The organism is Candidatus Saccharibacteria bacterium (genome assembly GCA_016789455.1).
Lineage (GTDB): Bacteria > Patescibacteriota > Saccharimonadia > Saccharimonadales > Saccharimonadaceae > CAIJKY01.
The window spans coordinates 352903-370726 of record JAEUQU010000002.1; the positions used below are offsets into that span (position 1 = coordinate 352903).

Here is a 17824-nt window from a genome sequence, read left to right on the forward strand (position 1 = left end):
GCCGGGTGCGGTATAATAGCAACGATGGAATTTCTGATCATCCTCCTCGCCGACTATCTGGTTGCGCCGATATTGCTGCTGGCTGCCTGGGCTGTCTTGCGGCTGCCTGCAAAAAAACGCTGGCAGGCCATTGCCCGCGGCGTCGTAGTGGCGTTGACCGCACTGTTATTTGCTAAGATTATCGCCCAGTTTTACCAGGGCGAGCGCCCGTTTGAGACCATGGGCATCAAGCCGGGCGCCAGCTATCTGCCGAATCCGGGTTTCCCGAGTGACCACTCCTTGCTGGTCTTTACGACGGTTATCGTGACGTATGCCGCCACGCAGCGCAGGAGGCTGGGCATCGCACTGCTCACCATGGCGGTGCTGGTCGCCTTGGGCCGCGTGCTGGCACACGTGCACACGCCGCTGGATGTCATCGGCGGGGCGCTCTGCGCGGCGCTGGCGGGCGTGCTGTGGTACGGGCACCGGTTCCGGCAGGCGTATGGGACGCCGGGCGTACAAGCAAAATCGAAGACTACAGTGACGAAGTCAACCAGATCAAAGCGCTCGTCCTAAGCGCCCTTGTGAATAACCGTGTATTCAGGGCCGTCGCCCGAGGGAGTAGACGGCAGGACTATGTTTTGACGATGTTTGGCCATTGAATCTCTCCTTGTCCGTACTTAATTACTAGCAATATTATAACACCTATCAGCAGCAAAGTTAATGCGTTGTCAAACATCCTGCTCCTCTTGGAGTAGATGGTCATATTGTTGTTGATGGCGGCGGAGTAGTTTTTGTAAGCCTTGTTCAGGGCGCCGAGGCTGCTGGTGGTCTGGCTGGGGGTGGTAGACCCCGGGGAGTGCCACGTCGCGCCGCGCAGGCTGATGCCGAGCAATATGAACGATGCCGTGATACTACCGCTGCCAAACAGGAAGAAGAAGACGCCAAAGACCGTGCCCGGAATCGTGATGCCGTTGCTGAATAAAAAAGCTATCAGTGCGATTTCACCAGCGATAAACGCTAATACCTTATTGCGCAGCTGATCGAAGCTGGCAGTCAGCTCGTCGTATTTTCTGCGGAGTTCTTCTAAGTTGAAAAGGGCGACTTTCTCCCTTTCGGCAATTTCGGAACGCTGTGACATACATCTCCATACTCCACCCGGTGATCTTCATTGAATTATGACATGAGGCTGTACAAAATCAAGTCAACACATAATAATCTTGTAATTTCATTACTATAGTTTATAGTAGTAAAAATGGAACACGCCTACTTTACCCCTCGCCGCCAAGAAATCCTGACCGTCCTGCTGACCGGCCTGTTCGGTACTGCGCTGATGATGCTGATTGCCTGGGCGACGGCGACTTTTTTGATCGAACCGGTGCTGTGCCGCGACAGCAACGCCACCGCCTGTGCCCACCCTTTGAACCTGGGCTATAACATTTCGCTTATCCTGGGCGCGCTGATCGCTATCGGCTGGTTCGCCCGTGAACGCGTCTTCCGGCCGGCTTTGGTGGCACTGCCGCCGGTACTGTTGTTCTGGTCGTTGCCGCAGCTGTTTGGAACCATGTCCGAGCAATCGCCGTACCTGTTCTTTGCGCTGGTCAGCCTGCTGGTAGCTATCAGCTACGTGGTCTTTTACTGGGTGCTGCGGGTGCGCAATTTTGTCATTGCGTTTATTCTGTTGTTGCTCGTCATGTTCGGCCTGCGCTGGTTTATTGCCAGTTAAGCAAATCTAAGCTAAAGCTGTATAATGGTGGGCTATGGAACTATTGCTATTTGCGGCTATCGCCGTGGTAATCCTTGGCTTTATCATCACTATCGCGGTGCTGATGGGGCGGCTGAAAAATTTAGAGAACCAGCAATCCGCAACGCTCATCAAGCAGGATATCGACACGCTCAGCAAGGACGTCTTGCTGCTGAAAGACTCACTGACTGACAAACTGAGCCTGAAGATGGATCAGAACCAGCAGTTCGTCTCGCAGACCATGCAGCGGCAGTTTCAGCAGAGCGCGCGTATCATCGCTGACATTTCGACGCGGCTGAGCAAGCTCGATGAGACCAATCGGCGCGTCGTGGATGTGGCCGATGAACTGAAGACGCTGCAGAACGTGCTGCAGAATCCCAAGCAGCGCGGTGTGCTAGGTGAGTATTTCCTGCAATCTGTACTGGAGAACGTGCTGCCGCCAGAGCGCTTCACCCTGCAGCACAAGTTCAAAGACGGGGAGATCGTCGACGCCTGTATTCACCTGGAAAAGAAAAAGATGCTGCCGGTGGACTCCAAGTTTTCTTTGGAGAATTACAACCGCCTGGTAGACGAGAAAGACAAGACGAAGCGCGAGTTGTTGGCACGGCAGATCCGCGCCGACCTGAAACTGCGCATCGATGAGACGTCCAAGTACATCCGCCCCGCGGAAGGCACTATGGATTTTGCCTTCATGTTCATCCCGAGCGAGGCAGTGTATTACGACCTGCTCATCAACAAGGTAGGCGTCATCGGCGCCGGTTCGCGCGACCTGATTGAGTATGCCTTCCGCGACCGGCACGTCATCATCGTCAGCCCTACCAGCTTTATGGCGTACCTGCAGACGGTCCTGCAGGGCCTGCGCAGCCTGCAGATCGAGGAACAGGCCAAAGACATCCAGGTGCGCGTGGGGCAGCTGGGGCGGCATTTGGAGACGTATGACGGGCTGATGCAGAAGCTGGGCAACAGCCTGGGCACGACGGTGAACCACTTCAACAATGCGCACAAGGAACTGAAGAAGGTGGATAAGGATATTATCAAGATAGCCGGGACGAAGCCGGGGGTGGAGCCGGTGGTGATTGATCGGCCTGTCAATGACGAGCCATAAAGGCTCTAGGCTTTTGGAACCTGGGATGGCCAGCGTACGGTCAGTACGACTGACTCTTCTAGGGCGCGTGCCTTATGCTCACAACCTTTGGGCCACATGACATAATCTCCCGGCTGCGCAAGCACGACGGTCCTGTCGCGGAACTCAATCTCAAACTTGCCAGAAATCAGGATACTGATGGTAGTGCTAAAATCGCTTGCACCCCACTCTGCACGTCCGTCGCCGATAGGGTGTTTGCCCCATTTTATTTCAACATCCGTGCTGTGTTGCAGTCCCAGTTCTTTCTCCATGAAATGGCCGACGAACCAGTCGTTGTGGGAAGTGTCGCTTGCGGCATTGCCAACTTGTATGTTCATACTACGATGATACCAAACTAAAACACCCCGCGTTACTGCGGGGTGTTTTATGCAAACCGTTAAAGCCTAGGCTTCAGCACTGCGCCGATGCTCCCGGCTGATCAGCCGGTACAGCGCGTAGCCGATGGTCGCACCCAGGACAGGAGCGACGACGTAGGAGGCGACGAGCATCCACCACTGGCTGTTGTCGCCGGTGGCGGTGGCGTTGGTGCCGACGGCCAGGGCCGGGTTCAGGAAGCCGCGGGCGCCGCCCATGGTGGCGATGATGGCCCCAAGCAGGTAGGAACCACCGATGACCAGGGCCTGCTTGCCCATGGCGCGGGTGTACAGCGCTGCGCTGGCGACACCGAAGCCGAAGACCAGTGAGCCAAGCAGTTCACCGTAGAACAGGTTCCAGTCGGCGCGGTGCAGGACCAGGTTGTCCGGGTCGATACCGCCGACGGTGGAAACGATAGCCAGGGCCAGCATGGCACCCAACACCTGGGCGACGATGTAGAGCGTACCTTCGCCGAGGCGGGTGACACGCTGCGTCATGCGGGCGATGGTGATGGCCGGGTTGATGTGGGCGCCGGAGATGCGGCCGATGATCAGCGTGATGATGACGTAGGCCAGGGCGGCAAAGACGGCCGTGGCGACGAATGGAATCACCCCGCTCTGCTGTAGCAGCTGGTCGACGGCTGCGGTCAGGCTCTGGCCCTGGCCGACGTTGAGCTGCTGCTCGAGCACGTTCTGCGGCACGAAGTAGCTGATGGGCGAGAACTTGCCGCCCAGGATGGCGACGACGATGCTGGTCAGGATGTAGGTACCGACGAACTCAGCCAGGATACGGCTGGGGCTGGCATCACGCAGGCCGATGCGGACGCGCTCCATAAAGCTCAGGCTGTTGCTGCGACGGCGGCGGGCGGTGGTTGCCGTGGTCTTGGTCGCGGACTCGACGGTCTCAGATTTTACTTCGCTTCTCGTCACTTTTTCAGGTGCGGTTGCTTCGACTGCCGACACAGAATTGCTGGCTTTGTCAGACGTCTTGGCGGCGGTGGTCTTCGCAGCCTTTGCGGTCTTTTTAGGACTCTTGGTGGTTTTGGCCATAAGCGAACTTATTCCCCTCTTAATGAATTAGTTGTGAATATATCATAATGCAAAAAATGCAAGCTGAAAATACTGTATAATCAGGCGCATGGCATTATTTGTAAAACAGACCGAAGAACGCACCAAGCTGCAGGAAAAACTGGCGGCCGAATTGCAGGAGCGCGCAAAGCGTACCCAGCAGATGGGCGGCGGGCAACCTGACACGCTCGACGATAGCAGTTATCTGAAAGACACCAAAGATGCCAGCCCGCTGACGGCCGTCTGGATCGTGATCGTCATCCTGGCCCTGGTGGTGCTGGGTGTGTTCATGTTCGTCAACCGCGGGTAATTTTTAGGAAGAGTAATTCATGGAAGAGATCAAGAAAGTCGGCAGCGCCCTCAAGGCTGCTGCCAAAACGAGTGACGATCCGGCGGCCGTGCTGCGCGCGCCGGAACTTGGAAAACTGGCGGCCGGCATCAAGCAGGTCGACGATAAGCATAAGCCGGCGTACGGCAAGGCCCTCAACACGCTGAAGCAGGAGCTGGCGGCCATCGTGGCCAAGCGACAGGCCGAGGCCGAAGCGGCAGCCATTACACCGATTGACGTGACCGCGCCATTCGATGTTTCAGTCGGGCGTCCGCCACGCCCGCAGCTGCTGCCGACCACGCAGGGCAGTGCCCACCCGCTGATGAGCGAGCTGGAGCGGGTCATCGATATTTTCACGCGCATGGGCTTTGCGGCCGTCGAGTCGCGCCAGCTTGATAATGACTACAATATGTTCACCGCGCTGAACTTCCCGGAGGGCCACCCCGCCCGCGACGGCTACGACACTTTCCGGACCGAAGAAGGACTGATTCCGCCAGCCCACACCAGCACCATGCAGAACCGCATCCTGCGTGCGGGACGTGCCGGACTGGAGCAGGGCACGGCCATCGCCTCCATCAGCTACGGCCGCGTCTTCCGCAACGAAGACGTCGATGCCACGCATGAGCACACGTTCTACCAGGTGGAAGGCGTGTACGTTGCCCGCGACGCCAGCCTGGCGCAGATGCTGGCCGTGCTGCGCAGTTTCTTTGAGACGTATTACGGGCAGACACTGAAGATCAAGACGCAACCGGCGTATTTCCCATTCGTCGAGCCCGGTTTGGAATTTGCCATTGAGAAACCAGCGGCTCTTGGGGGCAAGCCTGGTGAATGGCTTGAGATGCTTGGTTGCGGCATGATCCATCCCAATGTCCTGAAAGAAGCCGGCATCGACCCGGCCAAGTACCGCGGCTTCGCGTGGGGCGGCGGTTTGGACCGTCTGGTGATGTTGGCGCATGGCATCGAGGATGTCCGTCATTTCGAATCCGCCAAGCTTAATTTTTTGAGGAAATTCGCATGATTATTTCATTAAACTGGTTGAAGCAATTCGTGGCTGTCGACGTGCCGGTCGATGAGCTGGTGACGCTGATTGGCGCACGCTTGGTCGAGGTTGAGGAAGTCGTGTCGTTGGCCGACAAATATAAGGGTGCGGTCATCGTCAAGGTAGTGCGCGAACAGCCACATCCCAGCGCCGATAAGCTGCATGTGGTGCACATTGATGACGGCGGCGTAACGCCAGGTGTCACCCGTTTGGCGGATGGTCTGGTCGAAGTGGTCTGCGGCGCACCGAACGTGCGTGCAGGCATCACTGCCGTCTGGCTGCCCCCTGGTGCTACCGTGCCCAGCACATTCAGCGATGCCGGCCCGATCATCCTGGAAGCCCGGCCGCTCCGCGGCGTGGTGAGCAACGGCATGCTGGCCAGCGCCCGTGAACTTGGCGTTGGTGAGGAGCATGACGGCATCGTCGAAGTTGAGATAGAGGCGACGCCCGGTACGGGCTTTGCCCATGCGTACGCACTCGATGACTACCTGATTGATATTGAAAACAAATCCCTGACGCACCGGCCGGATTGCTTTGGCCTGATCGGCTTTGCCCGTGAGATCGCCGCCATCCAGGGCAAGGCTTTCACGACGCCGGAATGGCTGCTGGCCACGACGCCGCAGATTCCGCTGCCCGACGGCATCACGCCGGTGGCAGTGACGGCGACGGTGGCCGATCCGAACGTCTCTGCCCGCTACCAGGTGATCGCGCTGGACGGCGTCGATGCTGCCAAAGCCTCTCCCTTCGCCATGCAGACCTGGCTGGCCCGCGTCGGCATCCGCCCGATCAGTGCCGTGGTTGATGTGACCAACTACCTGATGTACCTGACGGGGCAGCCACTGCACGCCTTCGACCTGGATAAGGTGCTGGCCGTCCATCCGGAGCACAAAGCGGAAATCATCGTGCGGGAGAGCCGCCAAGGCGAGACACTTGAGCTTTTGGACGGACGCACCATCACGCTGGCTGACGACGACATCGTCATCTGCGCCGGTTCCGTACCGATTGCACTGGCGGGTGCCATGGGCGGCGCCAGCACCGAAATCGACAGCAGCACCAAGCGCGTCTTGCTGGAGTCTGCCACCTTCGACCTGTTCCGCCTGCGTACTACGCAGATGCGCCACGGCATTTTCAGTGAAGCCATCACACGCTTTACCAAAGGACAATCGGCCGTGCAGACCGCGCCGGTACTGGCGTCTGCGGTCGCGCTGCTTTCCGACCTGACCGGTGCGGCGCCCGTCAGCGACATCGTTGATACTTTGGCCGTGCCGTTCGAGCCGTCGACCGTCGCTGTGGAAGCGCAGCAGATCAGCGCCATCCTGGGTGCGCCATACTCGCTGGAGGCTATCGCCGAAACATTGCGCCGCGTCGAATTCGCTGTTGAGCAGCGCCAGTTGCAGACTGCCGACCAGCTGTTGGTCACAGTGCCGTACTGGCGGGCGGATATTCATATAATCGAGGATATAGCCGAAGAAATCGGCCGCATCAACGGCTTTGATGACATCACGCCTGAGTTGCCGCTGCGACCTTTTGCGGCGGTGATGCCCAGTGTCTTTGAGCAGACCCGGTCACGCGTCCGCCGCAGCCTGGTGCGTGGCGGTGCCAACGAGGTCCTGACGTACAACTTCATTCCTGGCCAGCTGCTCGAAAAAGCCGGCGAGACTACCGAGCAGGCATACCGCCTGGTCAACTCACTGTCGCCGGAACTGGCTTGCCTGCGCACCAGTCTGCTGCCGAGTCTGCTGAGCCGCGTCCACGCCAATCACAAACTGGGCTACGGTGCTTTTGCGCTGTTTGAGATGAACAAGACGCACAGCCGGCTGGAAACCGAGAGCGATGGCCGGACGTTACCGGCCCTGCCGGTTGAACGGCCGATGCTGGCGTTGGTGCTCAGTGTCGAGGACAAGCTTGCCGGACGCTATGATGGCGCGCCGTACTACCAGGCGAAACAATACCTGGATATGCTTGCCGCCAGCCTCAGTGTCAGTCTGCGCTACGAGCCACTGGTCAGCGCGGCCGTACCGTCTTGGTTGAAGCTGCGTGATTCGGTCTACGAACCGAAGCGTGCGGCCATGGTGTATGCCGGCGACGTGCCGCTGGGGCTTATCGGTGAAGTAAACGGCCGGGTGCGGAGCGCCATGAAGCTGCCGCAGGTCATCGCCGGCTTCGAGATTGATCTGGCACTGCTGGATGCCGCCCGTTCGACCGATTCGTCATATACGCCACTGGGGCGCTACCAGGGCACCACGCGTGACGTAAGCTTGCGTGTGCCGGCCGGAACGCCGTACGCGGATGTACTGACGACCGTGCAGGCCGTACTGGCAGCAACCGCATTTGGCAGCAGTGTCGAGCCGCAGTCCATCTACCAGAAGCCGGAAGACAAACTCAAGACTATCACTTTGCGCATCGCTCTGGCTGACCCGCAGGCCACTATCAAGGCTGAGGCCGCCAACGATGTCGTGGCGCGCATCGCCGAAACGGCAAAAGAAAAGCTCCGGGCGGAGCTGGTATAGCAAGGGTATAGGGTACTGGGAAGTTCCGAGAACAGGGCGCGCACACGCCCTGTTCTGTTGTTGGCCCGGAACCAGAGTGCTGACAAGCGGGTGGGCTGTATGCCGCAGGATGTGCGCCCTACGGCTTGGGCCGCTCGGGTGGCTTGCTGTTGGGCAGGAAGCTCACAGCCGCCGCCACCAGGCCTATCAGCACCAGGACCAGCATGATGAAGGGAGCCACCGTGAAGAGGTAGATCAGGATGGCGATGAGCAGGCAGGCGATCATGCCCCAGCCGACGAAGGCGAAGGTGTCGCCGCCCGAGAGGATGCCCCACAGCGCCACGCCGATCCAGGCGAGGATGAAGACCAGGAGCTGTCCGTTGCTGTAGATCCCGTCGTAGTCGGGCGGGAGCGTTGATGCGAGGTAGGCTACGTCGATCATTAAAAACTCCACTCTGTGTTCCGGTCCGGTCACTCCAAGGCGTTGGAGTGTAACTTTATCAAATCATAAAAATCAAAATGTTGCAATAGACAGGGCGCGCACCGCGCTATACAATACATAGCTATGCATGCATTGATACGAACCCTACTGTACGCCCGCAACTTGTGGCCGTACTACACCGGCATCACCATTTTCGCCCTGCTGATGTCGCTGTCGGCGCTGGCAGCGCCCTATATCATCAAGCTGGCGACAGATGCCGTAGTGGCGGTCATCGAGGGTAAACCGGCCGACTATACGTACATCATCTGGCTGGCGGTAGCGCTGCTCTTGGCGGACGTGGCCAATACGCTCTTTACCAACTGGGGCGGCTACCTTGGTGACGTGATGGCGGCCAAGATGAAGAAGCAACTGAGCGAACGATATTATCATCACCTGCTGCGCCTGCCGCAGAGCTACTATGACCAGGAGCTGACCGGCACTATCATCAACCGGCTCAACCGCACCATCTTTGAGGTGACGCAGTTTATGAACATGTTCGCCAATAACTTCTTCAGCATGATCATGACTATTGTCATCGTGCTGGTGGTGCTATTGGCGTACAGTTGGGAAATCGCCCTGCTGGTGTTCATCGTCTATCCGGTGTTCCTGTGGCTGACTACGCTGACCAGCCGCTCCTGGCAGCGCTATCAGGACAAGAAGAACCATGAGACAGATGTGGCCAGCGGGCGTTTCGCCGAAGTTATCGCGCAGATCAAGGTGGTGAAAAGCTTTGTGCAGGAGCGGCTGGAACTCCAACATTTTGAGCGGCATTATCAGCAGACCGTCGAGGTGACGTACAGGCAGTCGCGGCAGTGGCATAACTACGACATACTGCGGCGGCTGGTGCTGAATGCCATTTTCTTTGTGATATTCGGGTATGTCTTTATCAAGACGCTGGGGCGCGAGTTCACAGTCGGTGAAATGATCTTCATCATCCAGCTGGTCAGCATGGTGCGTATTCCGATCTTTTCCATGAGCTTCATCGTTGACCAGACGCAGCGGGCGATGGCCGGCTGCAAGGATTACTTCAAGGTAATGTCACTGAAGCCTGCGATCGACGATGCCTCGAACGCGCCGGCGCTCGACATCGCGCGCGGGCAGATAGAGTATCGCGGCGTCTCGTTCGCGTATAAGACGGACGAGCCGGTGCTGCGCGATGTCAGCTTTACCGTCGAGCCGGGCACCAAGGTGGCGCTGGTGGGCGAGAGCGGCGAGGGCAAGACCACGCTCACCAACCTGCTGCTGCGTCTTTACTCGCCGACGGATGGCACTATCGCTATCGACGGCACCGATATCGCATCGGTACGGCAGCGGAGTCTGCGAGACAAGATCGCCGTCGTGTTCCAGGATCCGGCCTTATTCAGCGGCACCATCCGCGAAAACATCGCCTATGCCTTGCCGCATGCCACGGACGAGCAGGTGGTCGCGGCGGCCAAGGCGGCGAACGCCCACGATTTTATCAACAAGCTGAAGGGCGGCTACGAAGCCGAGATCGGCGAGCGCGGCCTCAAGCTGAGCGGCGGGCAGAAGCAGCGGTTGGCAATCGCCCGGGCGATTCTCAAAGATGCACCCATCCTGATTCTGGATGAAGCCACCAGCAGCCTGGACAGCCGCGCCGAGGCCCAGGTGCAGGAGGCGCTGGAGCGGCTGATGAAGCGGCGCACGACGTTGATTATCGCACACCGGCTGTCGACGATCGCGCATGTCGATAAGATTGTCACCATCAAAAAAGGTACGGTCGATGAGATTGGTACGCCGGCCGAACTGGCGGGCACCGGCGGTATATACGGCCAGCTGCTGGAGCTGCAGATGGGCACGTCCGAAAAGGCGAAGAAACAGCTCAAGGCGTACGAGATCGCGGCTTAGGCTGGCTCTCAGTCTTCTATGGTACACTGTTGATAGATTAACGAAAGGCAGGGTTTTTTCTTATGGCAACGTCTAAAAGCCAACGTATTTTCATCTGGGTGATCGCGATCGTCATGGCCGTCGGGTCGGTCGGGTTCTACTTTGTCATCATCATGGATAACGACCGGGTGGCGCGCAACCAGGAAGATCAGCAGGCCGCGCTGGACAAGGCGATAAAGGAACAGCAGTCACAGAACCAGGTGCTGCCCGGCTACACCGTCGACACGTTTGATGCGGCTGCCGTGACTGAGCTGAAGACCGAGGACCTGAAAGTGGGCGAAGGCCCCGAAGTGCCTGCCGGGGCGACCGTCAAGGCTAACTACACCGGCTGGCTGGCTGACGGCACTATCTTTGACAGCTCCAACAAGAATGGCACGGTGACGCCCATCAGCTTCAGCCTGAACGGCGTGATCGCCGGCTGGACCGAAGGCATCCCGGGCATGAAGGTCGGCGGCGTCCGCAAACTGACCATTCCGGCCGACAAGGCGTATGGCGCCAGCGGCACCAACGGCATCCCGCCGAACTCACCGCTGGTCTTTGTAGTAGAAATTGTCGGTATCGAATAATTTACTACATATAGCGTATTGCGTGGCGAGACTACGCTATGTATAGTGGTAGGTACTAAAATAACACTAGAGGTGGTAGCAACATGAAAACGGTGACGGTATACAGCAAAAACGCATGCGCTTCATGCAACATGGTCAAAAAATGGCTGACGCTCAAGCAGGTGGCCTACACCGAGATCAATACTGACGAAAAGCCGGATGTACTGCCCGAAGTCATGCGTATCAGCGGCGCCGCCACCATGCCGGTCATCATCGTTGAGGATGAGAGCGGCGAAAAAGCAGTCTCTGTCGGCTACAACCCATCGCGCCTGGCGGGTATCGTAGCCTAAACTCTAACCTGATTGATCGGACTATTGCTTGTATGAACGACGACACTATCCACGATGTCATCATGATCGGTGCCGGCCCGAGTGCTTTGGCGGCGGCCATCTACACTACCCGTGAAGACATCGAAACCGTCCTGTATGAAAAGGGTGCTATCGGCGGCTTGGCGGCTATCACCGACCGCGTCGATAACTATCCTGGCTTTGCTGATGGTATCGGCGGGCTGGAGCTGGCTGAGCAGCTCGAGAAGCAGGCGCTGCGCTTTGGTGCCAAGATCGAGCTGGGCGAGGTCAGCAGCATCCAGGACCGCGGCGACTACAAGGTGCTGGATACGACTGACGGCGAACTGAAGGCCCGGGCAGTGCTGATTGCTACCGGTAGCGACTACCGCAAGATCGGCGTGCCGGGCGAGCTGGAGTACTATGGCCGCGGCGTCCACTACTGCGCCACCTGCGACGGGGCGTTTTACCGGGACCGGCGGCTGGTGGTCATCGGCGGGGGCAACTCGGCGGTACAGGAAGCTATCTTTTTGACCCGCTTCACCTCGCACCTCGACCTGCTGGTGCGCTCCAAGATCCGCGCCAGCGAGGTGCTGCAAAAAGAGCTGCAGCACATGGTGGACGAAGGCAAGATCACCGTGCACCTGGGTGTGACCATCGATGAGATCGTTGCCGAAGACAACAAGGTGACGGCCGTCCGCGCCAAGTCTGGCGACACTGCCGTGACGTATGAGACCGATGGCGTCTTCATCTTCATTGGCCTGGATCCTAATACCGGCTTTTTGAAAGGCTCTGGCGTGGAGCTGGACGAAATCGGCCTCATCAAGACTGACGACAATCTGCACACTTCTGTCCCCGGCATCTTTGCGAGCGGCGATGTGCGCAGTGGTGCCACTATGCAGATTGCCAGCGCTGTCGGCGAGGGTGCGACTGCCGCTCTGAAAATACGTGAATTTTTGGAGGCGCCCCGGGCGTAGCGCCACTTCTCAAGGTGTATCCTGCGGTCACTTTTTTAAAAGACTTCCACTGGAAGTCTTTTAAAGCGTTAGGCTGAAATCTGTCTAGAAACAGATTTCACATACCCCAGGATACACCTTGAGAAGTGGCTACTCAGCCAGTACGTCCAAAATGAGATCAGGGCGGTCAGTGACGACGGCATCGACGCCGCGTTCTGCGAGTCTGATGGCCGCTTCGGGACGGTTGACGGTGTAGACATAGGTGAAGAGCTTCAGTTTCTTCGTCAGCGCCAGCACGAAGCTGTTGATGTGTAGCCGATGAAAGCCGACAGCCACCAGGTTGAGCTTGTTGTAGTGCTGCAGGAACAGGAGCGGGTTGAGACGGTGTAGCAGGGCCAACTGCGCGTACGGCGCAGCCTTACGGACGCGCGTCAGTACGCGGGTGGAGAACGACGAAAAGATGAACTGCTCCCAGTCGCCCTTCTTCTTAACGTACTTTTCTATCAGGGGCAGGGCGTGTGGCACAGCCGCCGCCGTCTTAATCTCGATATTGATCATGACCTTGCCGACACACTCCTTGAGGGCGGCCTCCAGCGTGACGATGGGTGAGGGGCCTCCACCGGTGCGCTTCTGCAGCTCGCTGAGCGTTAGCATGCTGATGAAGCGGGGATCGTGATGGATGCGGAGCATGAGCGGGTCATGGCTGAGGATGGGAATCTTGTCCTTGGTAAGGCGCACGTCGAACTCAATGATGTCGACACCCAAATCAAGCCCGGTGCGCAGGCTGGCAATGGTATTCTCGGGCTTGAGGCCCCGGGCGCCCCGGTGTCCGATAACTAACATAGCCCTAGCGTATAGGCTACGGCGCGATGCGTCTAGTAGATTTTCTTACAGCGGCATCAGTGGCTGCCACCGACTGGACGGTAACAGAGAGAGACGCTACAATTTATGGAGTACGAAATATCTGTTAAGCAAAAGAGGAGTTTTACTATGGCCGATTTTAATAAAGTACTGACCCCTGGCGATTACCAGGACGGCACCGTCAACACCGTCGTTGAGATTCCTGAAGGTTCCATCCTGAAGGTTGAATGGGACCGTAAACGTGCCGCCTTCATGCTGGACCGCGTTGAGCCGGCAATATTCGCCAAGCCGTGTAACTACGGCTTCATCCCTGGCACCCTGGACGAAGACGGAGACGAGTTGGACACGCTGATTGTCTGCCCGGAACCGCTGCCGACCGGCGTCTGGCTGGAGGCTCGCATCGTCGGCGTACTGAACTTCATCGACGACGGCGAAGCTGACCACAAGGTAGTCGTCGTGCCAGCCGACAACCGCGATGATGGCAACAAGATCGAGACCTTGGACGACCTTGGTGAGCGCTGGAAGCAGAAGGTCGAGCACCACTTTGCCCACTACAAGGACCTCAAGAAGCCAGGCTCGACCGTCGTTGAAGGCTGGGGCGATGCCGAGGCTGCCAAGGCGATTATCCGCGAGTCTATTGAGCGGGCTAAAACTGGACTGGAAGTCTAGGGAGTGGAGCGGGCCAAGAAGGACGGCGAGGCAGAGAGTCTTATCCTTACTGGCGGACGCCGCCATGTCGTTTCGTGCAAAGCACTGGTGCGTGACCAGGATGATAATATAGTCGTCCTGAGACGCAGCAGCACTCACCCACGGTCGGCCCATAAGCCTGATGTGCCAGGCGGTATCATCGATGTCGGGGAGCAGATCAACCAGGGGTTAGCACGTGAAATTTTGGAAGAGACCGGGCTGCTGGTTGATCCATCGCAGCTGCGCCTGTTGTATGCATTCGTCGATGACAGTCATGAGGGCGTCATTATCGTACGTCTGCTGTTTACCGTCACGGTCGAAGATGTGAAGCCGCCGGTACAGCTAAGCTCGGAGCATGATAAGGCAGAATGGCTCCGCTTTGATGCTGTACGGGAAAAGCTGACGAACAAAACCCATGTTGAAGCGCTTGCGTATGTGGCGGAGCATGGGCTGCTTGATACCTCGCCGTAATAGAACTGTACACACTAATGAAATACTGCCCCGCCGGAAGAATCCGACGGGGCAGTTTGTGTCAGGGCCGGCCTGGCTCAGGCGGTCCGCGGCCGGTACGTGTCGTGCTCGAACGCCGAGGCGTCGTCACCGGTGACGATGACTTCACTGGGCAGCAGTGCGCCGCCGGCGGCGGCCAGCTGGGTGGCGGGCCGGGCGTGCAGCATGACTGCGAAGTAGCACTCCTCGCCGGTGTCGCTGGTGTAGGTGCAGACTGCGATCGGCTCGCAGATCACACGGGCCTCGGTCTGGTGCGTCAGCAGCATCAGCTGGAAGGCCTGGGTGAAATCGAGGATGCGCACCAGGCGGGCCGTCCGGATGCTGCCGTCCACCTCGACGGGGAAGCTGGACGTCGGCATCACGGCACCAGCGGGCCGCCTGGGCGTGAACACCCAGGTGCGCAGCTGCAGTGCCGCGCGCAGCGTCTGCTGGACCTCCAGGCCGAAGGCCAGACGGACAGTTTGCTGTACGGTCATTGTTCCTCCCGGAACGCTCGCTGTAGGACTGACTAACATATGACACCAGAGCGCATGGGGCAAGTCAAGAAAAAGAAGGCGAAAGGCCGTTGTATTTAAGTGAAGAGGCCAGCTCCGCCGCGTGTCTGCGGGCGGAGCTGGCCTCGGTGGGGACGGACTCAGTGGTCTGTCATGTCGAAGATCCGCGGGTCGTCCAGCAGGCTGGGGTCGACGCCGGTGTAGAGCACCTGGCGGACGGTGAGGGCCCGGTCGGGCTCGGCGCCCATGAGGTTCTGGGCCTCCAGCTCGACGACGAAGTACACTTCGGTGCCGTCATCGTCGCGGTAGGAACCGGCGGCCACGGGGTAGTTGCCAGGCGGTATATCCCTGGCCGGCAGCGCGTAGGGCTGCTGGATGTCGATGGGGTACTCGCGCTCGTCCACCATGATGGTGAGCGTGACATCTTGCGCGGCGGCGTCATCCGAGGCGCCGCCGGCGGGAATGGTGTAGCGCCTGTCGAGCCTCCAGAGCCGCCACAGGTGGTTGACGGTGTCGAAGGGCAGATAGAGGCTGTCGGGGTAGCGGCATTCCATGTCGGTCTCGCTTTCGTGTTGTCGTCAGTCCTGTTCGGCGGGGGCGGTGAAGCGTTCGAGCTGTGCCAGGTCGTCTTCACTGACGTCCTGAGCGATGACTGGCCTGATGACGAGTCCGAACTGCAGTTGTGGCACGCCGGAAATGTCGTCGAACTCTGGGCGAAGCGATACGATGTTTCCACCGGTGGCATTGCCCGATACCTTTCTGGCATACAGATCGACCACGACGTAGCTGAACGGCGTGTCGTCGCCAACGAAGCTGCAGATGGCGACCGGCAGGCTGATGTCCAGCCGGGCGTCCTCGATGGGCCGGCGCAGACGTTCCTTCTCGGCGCGCGGCAGGGGCACTTCGCGGACGAGGACGAAGTCGGTGTAGAGCTGGCCATCAACGAAGATGCCAGAACTCCGCTCGTCGACCGTGCTGTCGTACTCCGGGCCGTAGCCCAGCGCGACGTGCAGGTCGATCATGTACCACAGCGTCTGCTCGCAGTTGCCGCCGAAGCTGATGGTCTGGGCAGTGTGCCGTTGCATGCGTGTCCTCTCGGGTCACAGGGGTGAGTCTACTTCGACAGTATTACAGTAAAATAAAAAGTAAATAAATTCAAACCGTTTCGTCCTTGCCGTAACGGCGGGACTCATCAGAAGGGCGATAAGCCATTGACGGTTCGTCAGCGCCCCGCCAGCGCGTGTTGTCTGGCGGGGCTGGCACGATGCTCATGTCGAGAACAGGCTGAGGTCGCTCAGCCGGCCTGGGTTGAGCTTGGAGATGAGCAGTGGACGAGGCTGCAGTCCAGCCGAGACCTCGGGCAGATTGGAATCATCGTTGGTGATGATGTGAAGATCCACCACGAAGTAGTGCGTGTAGTGTGACGGGTCGTCGACCGCACAGACCGCAACCGGCCGGACCAGATTGATACGGGGGTACAGCTGGCGGCTGCACAGCATGTCATCCAGATCCGGTGGCAGCTGGATGTTCAGGACGACCGTTCCGCTGGTGAACACCACGTCGTCCGCCGTCAGCAGGAAGCCTTCGTCTGGCCCCTTGCAACGCAGCGGCGCGAGGATTGGCGGCGCATCAGCTGGCAGGATCTCGTACCAGATAGCGGCGATGGCCTGAGAGCCCAGTTCTATGGTGCTGGGCCTGTACTCGTCCATTATGCTCTTTTCATCGTGTCGGGAATGCTGACGTTTGCATGTAAGCACATTTTAACAAAAAAGTCAAGTACCTATACAGGCTATGGTGGTAAAGTGTACAATGGACACTAAATAGCGCTTGCGCTTAAAAGACTTATACAAGGAGTGGAGTATGAAGACGAAGATTGCCATCAACGGGTTCGGCCGTATCGGCCGCAATGCTTTTAAGATCGCATTTGAACGCAGCGATGTCGAAGTGGTCGCCATCAACGACCTGACCGACACCAAGACGCTGGCGCACCTTTTGAAGCACGACAGTTCCTACGGCGCCTACGAGCACGAAGTAGGGTATGACGAAAGCGGCATCATCGTGAAGGGCAAGCACATCAAGGTGCTGGCAGAGAAAGACCCGGCCGCATTGCCTTGGGCAGCGTTCGGCGTGGATGTCGTCATTGAGAGCACCGGTTTCTTCGTTGACCCGGCTAAGGCCCGGGCGCATATCGACCCGGCCGGCGCTAAAAAAGTCGTCATCAGCGCCCCCGCCAAGGGCGAAGGTGCCGATACCGTCGTGCTTGGTGTCAACGAAGGTCAGTTGCAGACCGCTACGGATGTGGTGAGTAACGCCAGCTGTACCACCAACTGCATCACTCCGGTCATGGCTATCCTGGAGTCACACTTCGGCATTGAGAAGGCCATGATGACCACCGTGCACAGCTACACCGCCAGCCAGCGCCTGCAGGACGCACCGGCCAAGGACTTACGCGAGGCGCGGGCGGCTGCAGAGAACATCGTCCCAACTACCACCGGTGCCAGCATCGCTGCCGCCAAGGCATTGCCAGCTCTGACGAACCGCTTCGGTGGTATGAGTGTGCGCGTGCCGACGCCGGTCGTCAGTATGAGCGACTTCGTCGTACTGCTGAAGCGTGACGTCACCGTCGAAGAAGTTAATGAAACGTTCAGAAAAGCTGCACAAGAACCGTTTTACCAGGGTATTGTTGACGTGACCGAAGAAGAACTGGTCAGCAGCGATTTCAAAGGCAACAGCCACAGCTGTATTGTCGATCTGCCGTTGACCTCGGTCATCGGCGGCAACATGCTGAAGGTCGTCGCCTGGTACGACAACGAGTGGGGCTATAGCAACCGTCTGGTTGAGCTGACTGCAGACCTTGGCCGCACCCTCAAGAAATAAGCAGATAACAGCAAGATGTA

At 58.5% G+C, this 17824-nt stretch carries 22 protein-coding genes; 13 read left to right on the forward strand and 9 right to left on the reverse strand.

Features of this window, described 5'->3' with window-relative positions; all coding sequences use genetic code 11:
* Positions 1–24: 24 nt before the first annotated feature.
* Positions 25–555, forward strand: coding sequence for a phosphatase PAP2 family protein (locus JNJ66_02835; GenBank protein MBL8159367.1), 531 nt, complete (start codon positions 25–27; stop codon positions 553–555).
* Positions 556–613: 58 nt separating this feature from the next.
* Here JNJ66_02835 and JNJ66_02840 read toward each other — a convergent pair whose 3' ends face one another.
* On the reverse strand, positions 614–1120 hold the full coding sequence (locus JNJ66_02840) for a hypothetical protein (GenBank protein MBL8159368.1): 507 nt from the start codon (positions 1118–1120) through the stop codon (positions 614–616).
* A gap of 114 nt (positions 1121–1234) precedes the next feature.
* Here JNJ66_02840 and JNJ66_02845 point away from each other — a divergent pair, with 114 nt between their 5' ends.
* The gene (locus tag JNJ66_02845) at positions 1235–1705 is read left to right on the forward strand and encodes a hypothetical protein (protein ID MBL8159369.1); all 471 of its coding nucleotides are present in this window, start codon (positions 1235–1237) and stop codon (positions 1703–1705) included.
* Between the two features lie 34 nt (positions 1706–1739).
* Complete coding sequence (locus tag JNJ66_02850; GenBank protein ID MBL8159370.1) at positions 1740–2828, forward strand: DNA recombination protein RmuC; 1089 nt, start codon at positions 1740–1742, stop codon at positions 2826–2828.
* Positions 2829–2833: 5 nt separating this feature from the next.
* On the opposite strand, the gene JNJ66_02855 is transcribed toward JNJ66_02850, so the two are convergent.
* Both JNJ66_02855 and JNJ66_02860 read right to left on the reverse strand, forming a co-directional pair.
* Positions 2834–3184, reverse strand: coding sequence for a signal peptidase I (locus JNJ66_02855; protein ID MBL8159371.1), 351 nt, complete (start codon positions 3182–3184; stop codon positions 2834–2836).
* Positions 3185–3250: 66 nt separating this feature from the next.
* Positions 3251–4270, reverse strand: coding sequence for an aquaporin (locus tag JNJ66_02860; GenBank protein ID MBL8159372.1), 1020 nt, complete (start codon positions 4268–4270; stop codon positions 3251–3253).
* Positions 4271–4358: 88 nt separating this feature from the next.
* Here JNJ66_02860 and JNJ66_02865 point away from each other — a divergent pair, with 88 nt between their 5' ends.
* The 3 genes from JNJ66_02865 to pheT are packed head-to-tail and all read left to right on the forward strand — an operon-like array spanning position 4359 to position 8165.
* Positions 4359–4598 carry a hypothetical protein gene (locus JNJ66_02865; protein MBL8159373.1) on the forward strand — a complete coding sequence of 80 codons (240 nt, stop codon included), beginning with the start codon at positions 4359–4361 and terminating at the stop codon, positions 4596–4598.
* 19 nt (positions 4599–4617) lie between these two features.
* A complete protein-coding gene (gene pheS, locus JNJ66_02870) occupies positions 4618–5634 on the forward strand; it encodes a phenylalanine--tRNA ligase subunit alpha (GenBank protein ID MBL8159374.1) in 1017 nt (338 codons plus the stop codon).
* The gene (pheT, locus tag JNJ66_02875) at positions 5631–8165 is read left to right on the forward strand and encodes a phenylalanine--tRNA ligase subunit beta (GenBank protein MBL8159375.1); all 2535 of its coding nucleotides are present in this window, start codon (positions 5631–5633) and stop codon (positions 8163–8165) included. Before pheS ends, pheT begins: the two co-directional genes overlap by 4 nt.
* A gap of 118 nt (positions 8166–8283) precedes the next feature.
* Here pheT and JNJ66_02880 read toward each other — a convergent pair whose 3' ends face one another.
* Positions 8284–8598: a hypothetical protein gene (locus tag JNJ66_02880; GenBank protein ID MBL8159376.1), complete on the reverse strand. Its 315-nt coding sequence runs from the start codon at positions 8596–8598 to the stop codon at positions 8284–8286.
* 111 nt (positions 8599–8709) lie between these two features.
* Between JNJ66_02880 and JNJ66_02885 the strand changes: the two genes are divergently transcribed.
* From JNJ66_02885 to JNJ66_02900, 4 genes are all read left to right on the forward strand, one after another.
* A complete protein-coding gene (locus tag JNJ66_02885) occupies positions 8710–10491 on the forward strand; it encodes an ABC transporter ATP-binding protein (GenBank protein ID MBL8159377.1) in 1782 nt (593 codons plus the stop codon).
* A gap of 152 nt (positions 10492–10643) precedes the next feature.
* Positions 10644–11096, forward strand: a complete 453-nt coding sequence (locus JNJ66_02890; GenBank protein MBL8159378.1) for an FKBP-type peptidyl-prolyl cis-trans isomerase — start codon at positions 10644–10646, stop codon at positions 11094–11096.
* A gap of 83 nt (positions 11097–11179) precedes the next feature.
* Positions 11180–11425: a glutaredoxin family protein gene (locus JNJ66_02895; GenBank protein MBL8159379.1), complete on the forward strand. Its 246-nt coding sequence runs from the start codon at positions 11180–11182 to the stop codon at positions 11423–11425.
* Between the two features lie 32 nt (positions 11426–11457).
* The gene (locus JNJ66_02900) at positions 11458–12396 is read left to right on the forward strand and encodes an FAD-dependent oxidoreductase (GenBank protein ID MBL8159380.1); all 939 of its coding nucleotides are present in this window, start codon (positions 11458–11460) and stop codon (positions 12394–12396) included.
* A 129-nt stretch (positions 12397–12525) separates the two neighbouring features.
* Here the strand turns inward: JNJ66_02900 and JNJ66_02905 are convergent, their stop codons facing one another.
* Complete coding sequence (locus JNJ66_02905) at positions 12526–13218, reverse strand: glycerophosphodiester phosphodiesterase (protein MBL8159381.1); 693 nt, start codon at positions 13216–13218, stop codon at positions 12526–12528.
* A 147-nt stretch (positions 13219–13365) separates the two neighbouring features.
* Here JNJ66_02905 and JNJ66_02910 point away from each other — a divergent pair, with 147 nt between their 5' ends.
* Both JNJ66_02910 and JNJ66_02915 read left to right on the forward strand, forming a co-directional pair.
* Entirely contained in the window at positions 13366–13905 is a 540-nt protein-coding gene (locus JNJ66_02910; GenBank protein ID MBL8159382.1) for an inorganic diphosphatase, read from the forward strand.
* Between the two features lie 3 nt (positions 13906–13908).
* Positions 13909–14394, forward strand: coding sequence for an NUDIX domain-containing protein (locus tag JNJ66_02915; GenBank protein ID MBL8159383.1), 486 nt, complete (start codon positions 13909–13911; stop codon positions 14392–14394).
* A gap of 77 nt (positions 14395–14471) precedes the next feature.
* Here JNJ66_02915 and JNJ66_02920 read toward each other — a convergent pair whose 3' ends face one another.
* The 4 genes from JNJ66_02920 to JNJ66_02935 form a co-directional block, all read right to left on the reverse strand.
* Entirely contained in the window at positions 14472–14909 is a 438-nt protein-coding gene (locus JNJ66_02920; GenBank protein ID MBL8159384.1) for a hypothetical protein, read from the reverse strand.
* Between the two features lie 158 nt (positions 14910–15067).
* Positions 15068–15481, reverse strand: coding sequence for a hypothetical protein (locus JNJ66_02925; protein MBL8159385.1), 414 nt, complete (start codon positions 15479–15481; stop codon positions 15068–15070).
* Between the two features lie 24 nt (positions 15482–15505).
* Positions 15506–16012 (reverse strand): hypothetical protein, encoded by a 507-nt coding sequence (locus tag JNJ66_02930; protein MBL8159386.1) that lies wholly within the window; start codon positions 16010–16012, stop codon positions 15506–15508.
* A 183-nt stretch (positions 16013–16195) separates the two neighbouring features.
* Positions 16196–16636 carry a hypothetical protein gene (locus tag JNJ66_02935; GenBank protein MBL8159387.1) on the reverse strand — a complete coding sequence of 147 codons (441 nt, stop codon included), beginning with the start codon at positions 16634–16636 and terminating at the stop codon, positions 16196–16198.
* Between the two features lie 151 nt (positions 16637–16787).
* Here JNJ66_02935 and gap point away from each other — a divergent pair, with 151 nt between their 5' ends.
* A complete protein-coding gene (gap, locus tag JNJ66_02940) occupies positions 16788–17804 on the forward strand; it encodes a type I glyceraldehyde-3-phosphate dehydrogenase (protein ID MBL8159388.1) in 1017 nt (338 codons plus the stop codon).
* Positions 17805–17824 lie beyond the last annotated feature (20 nt).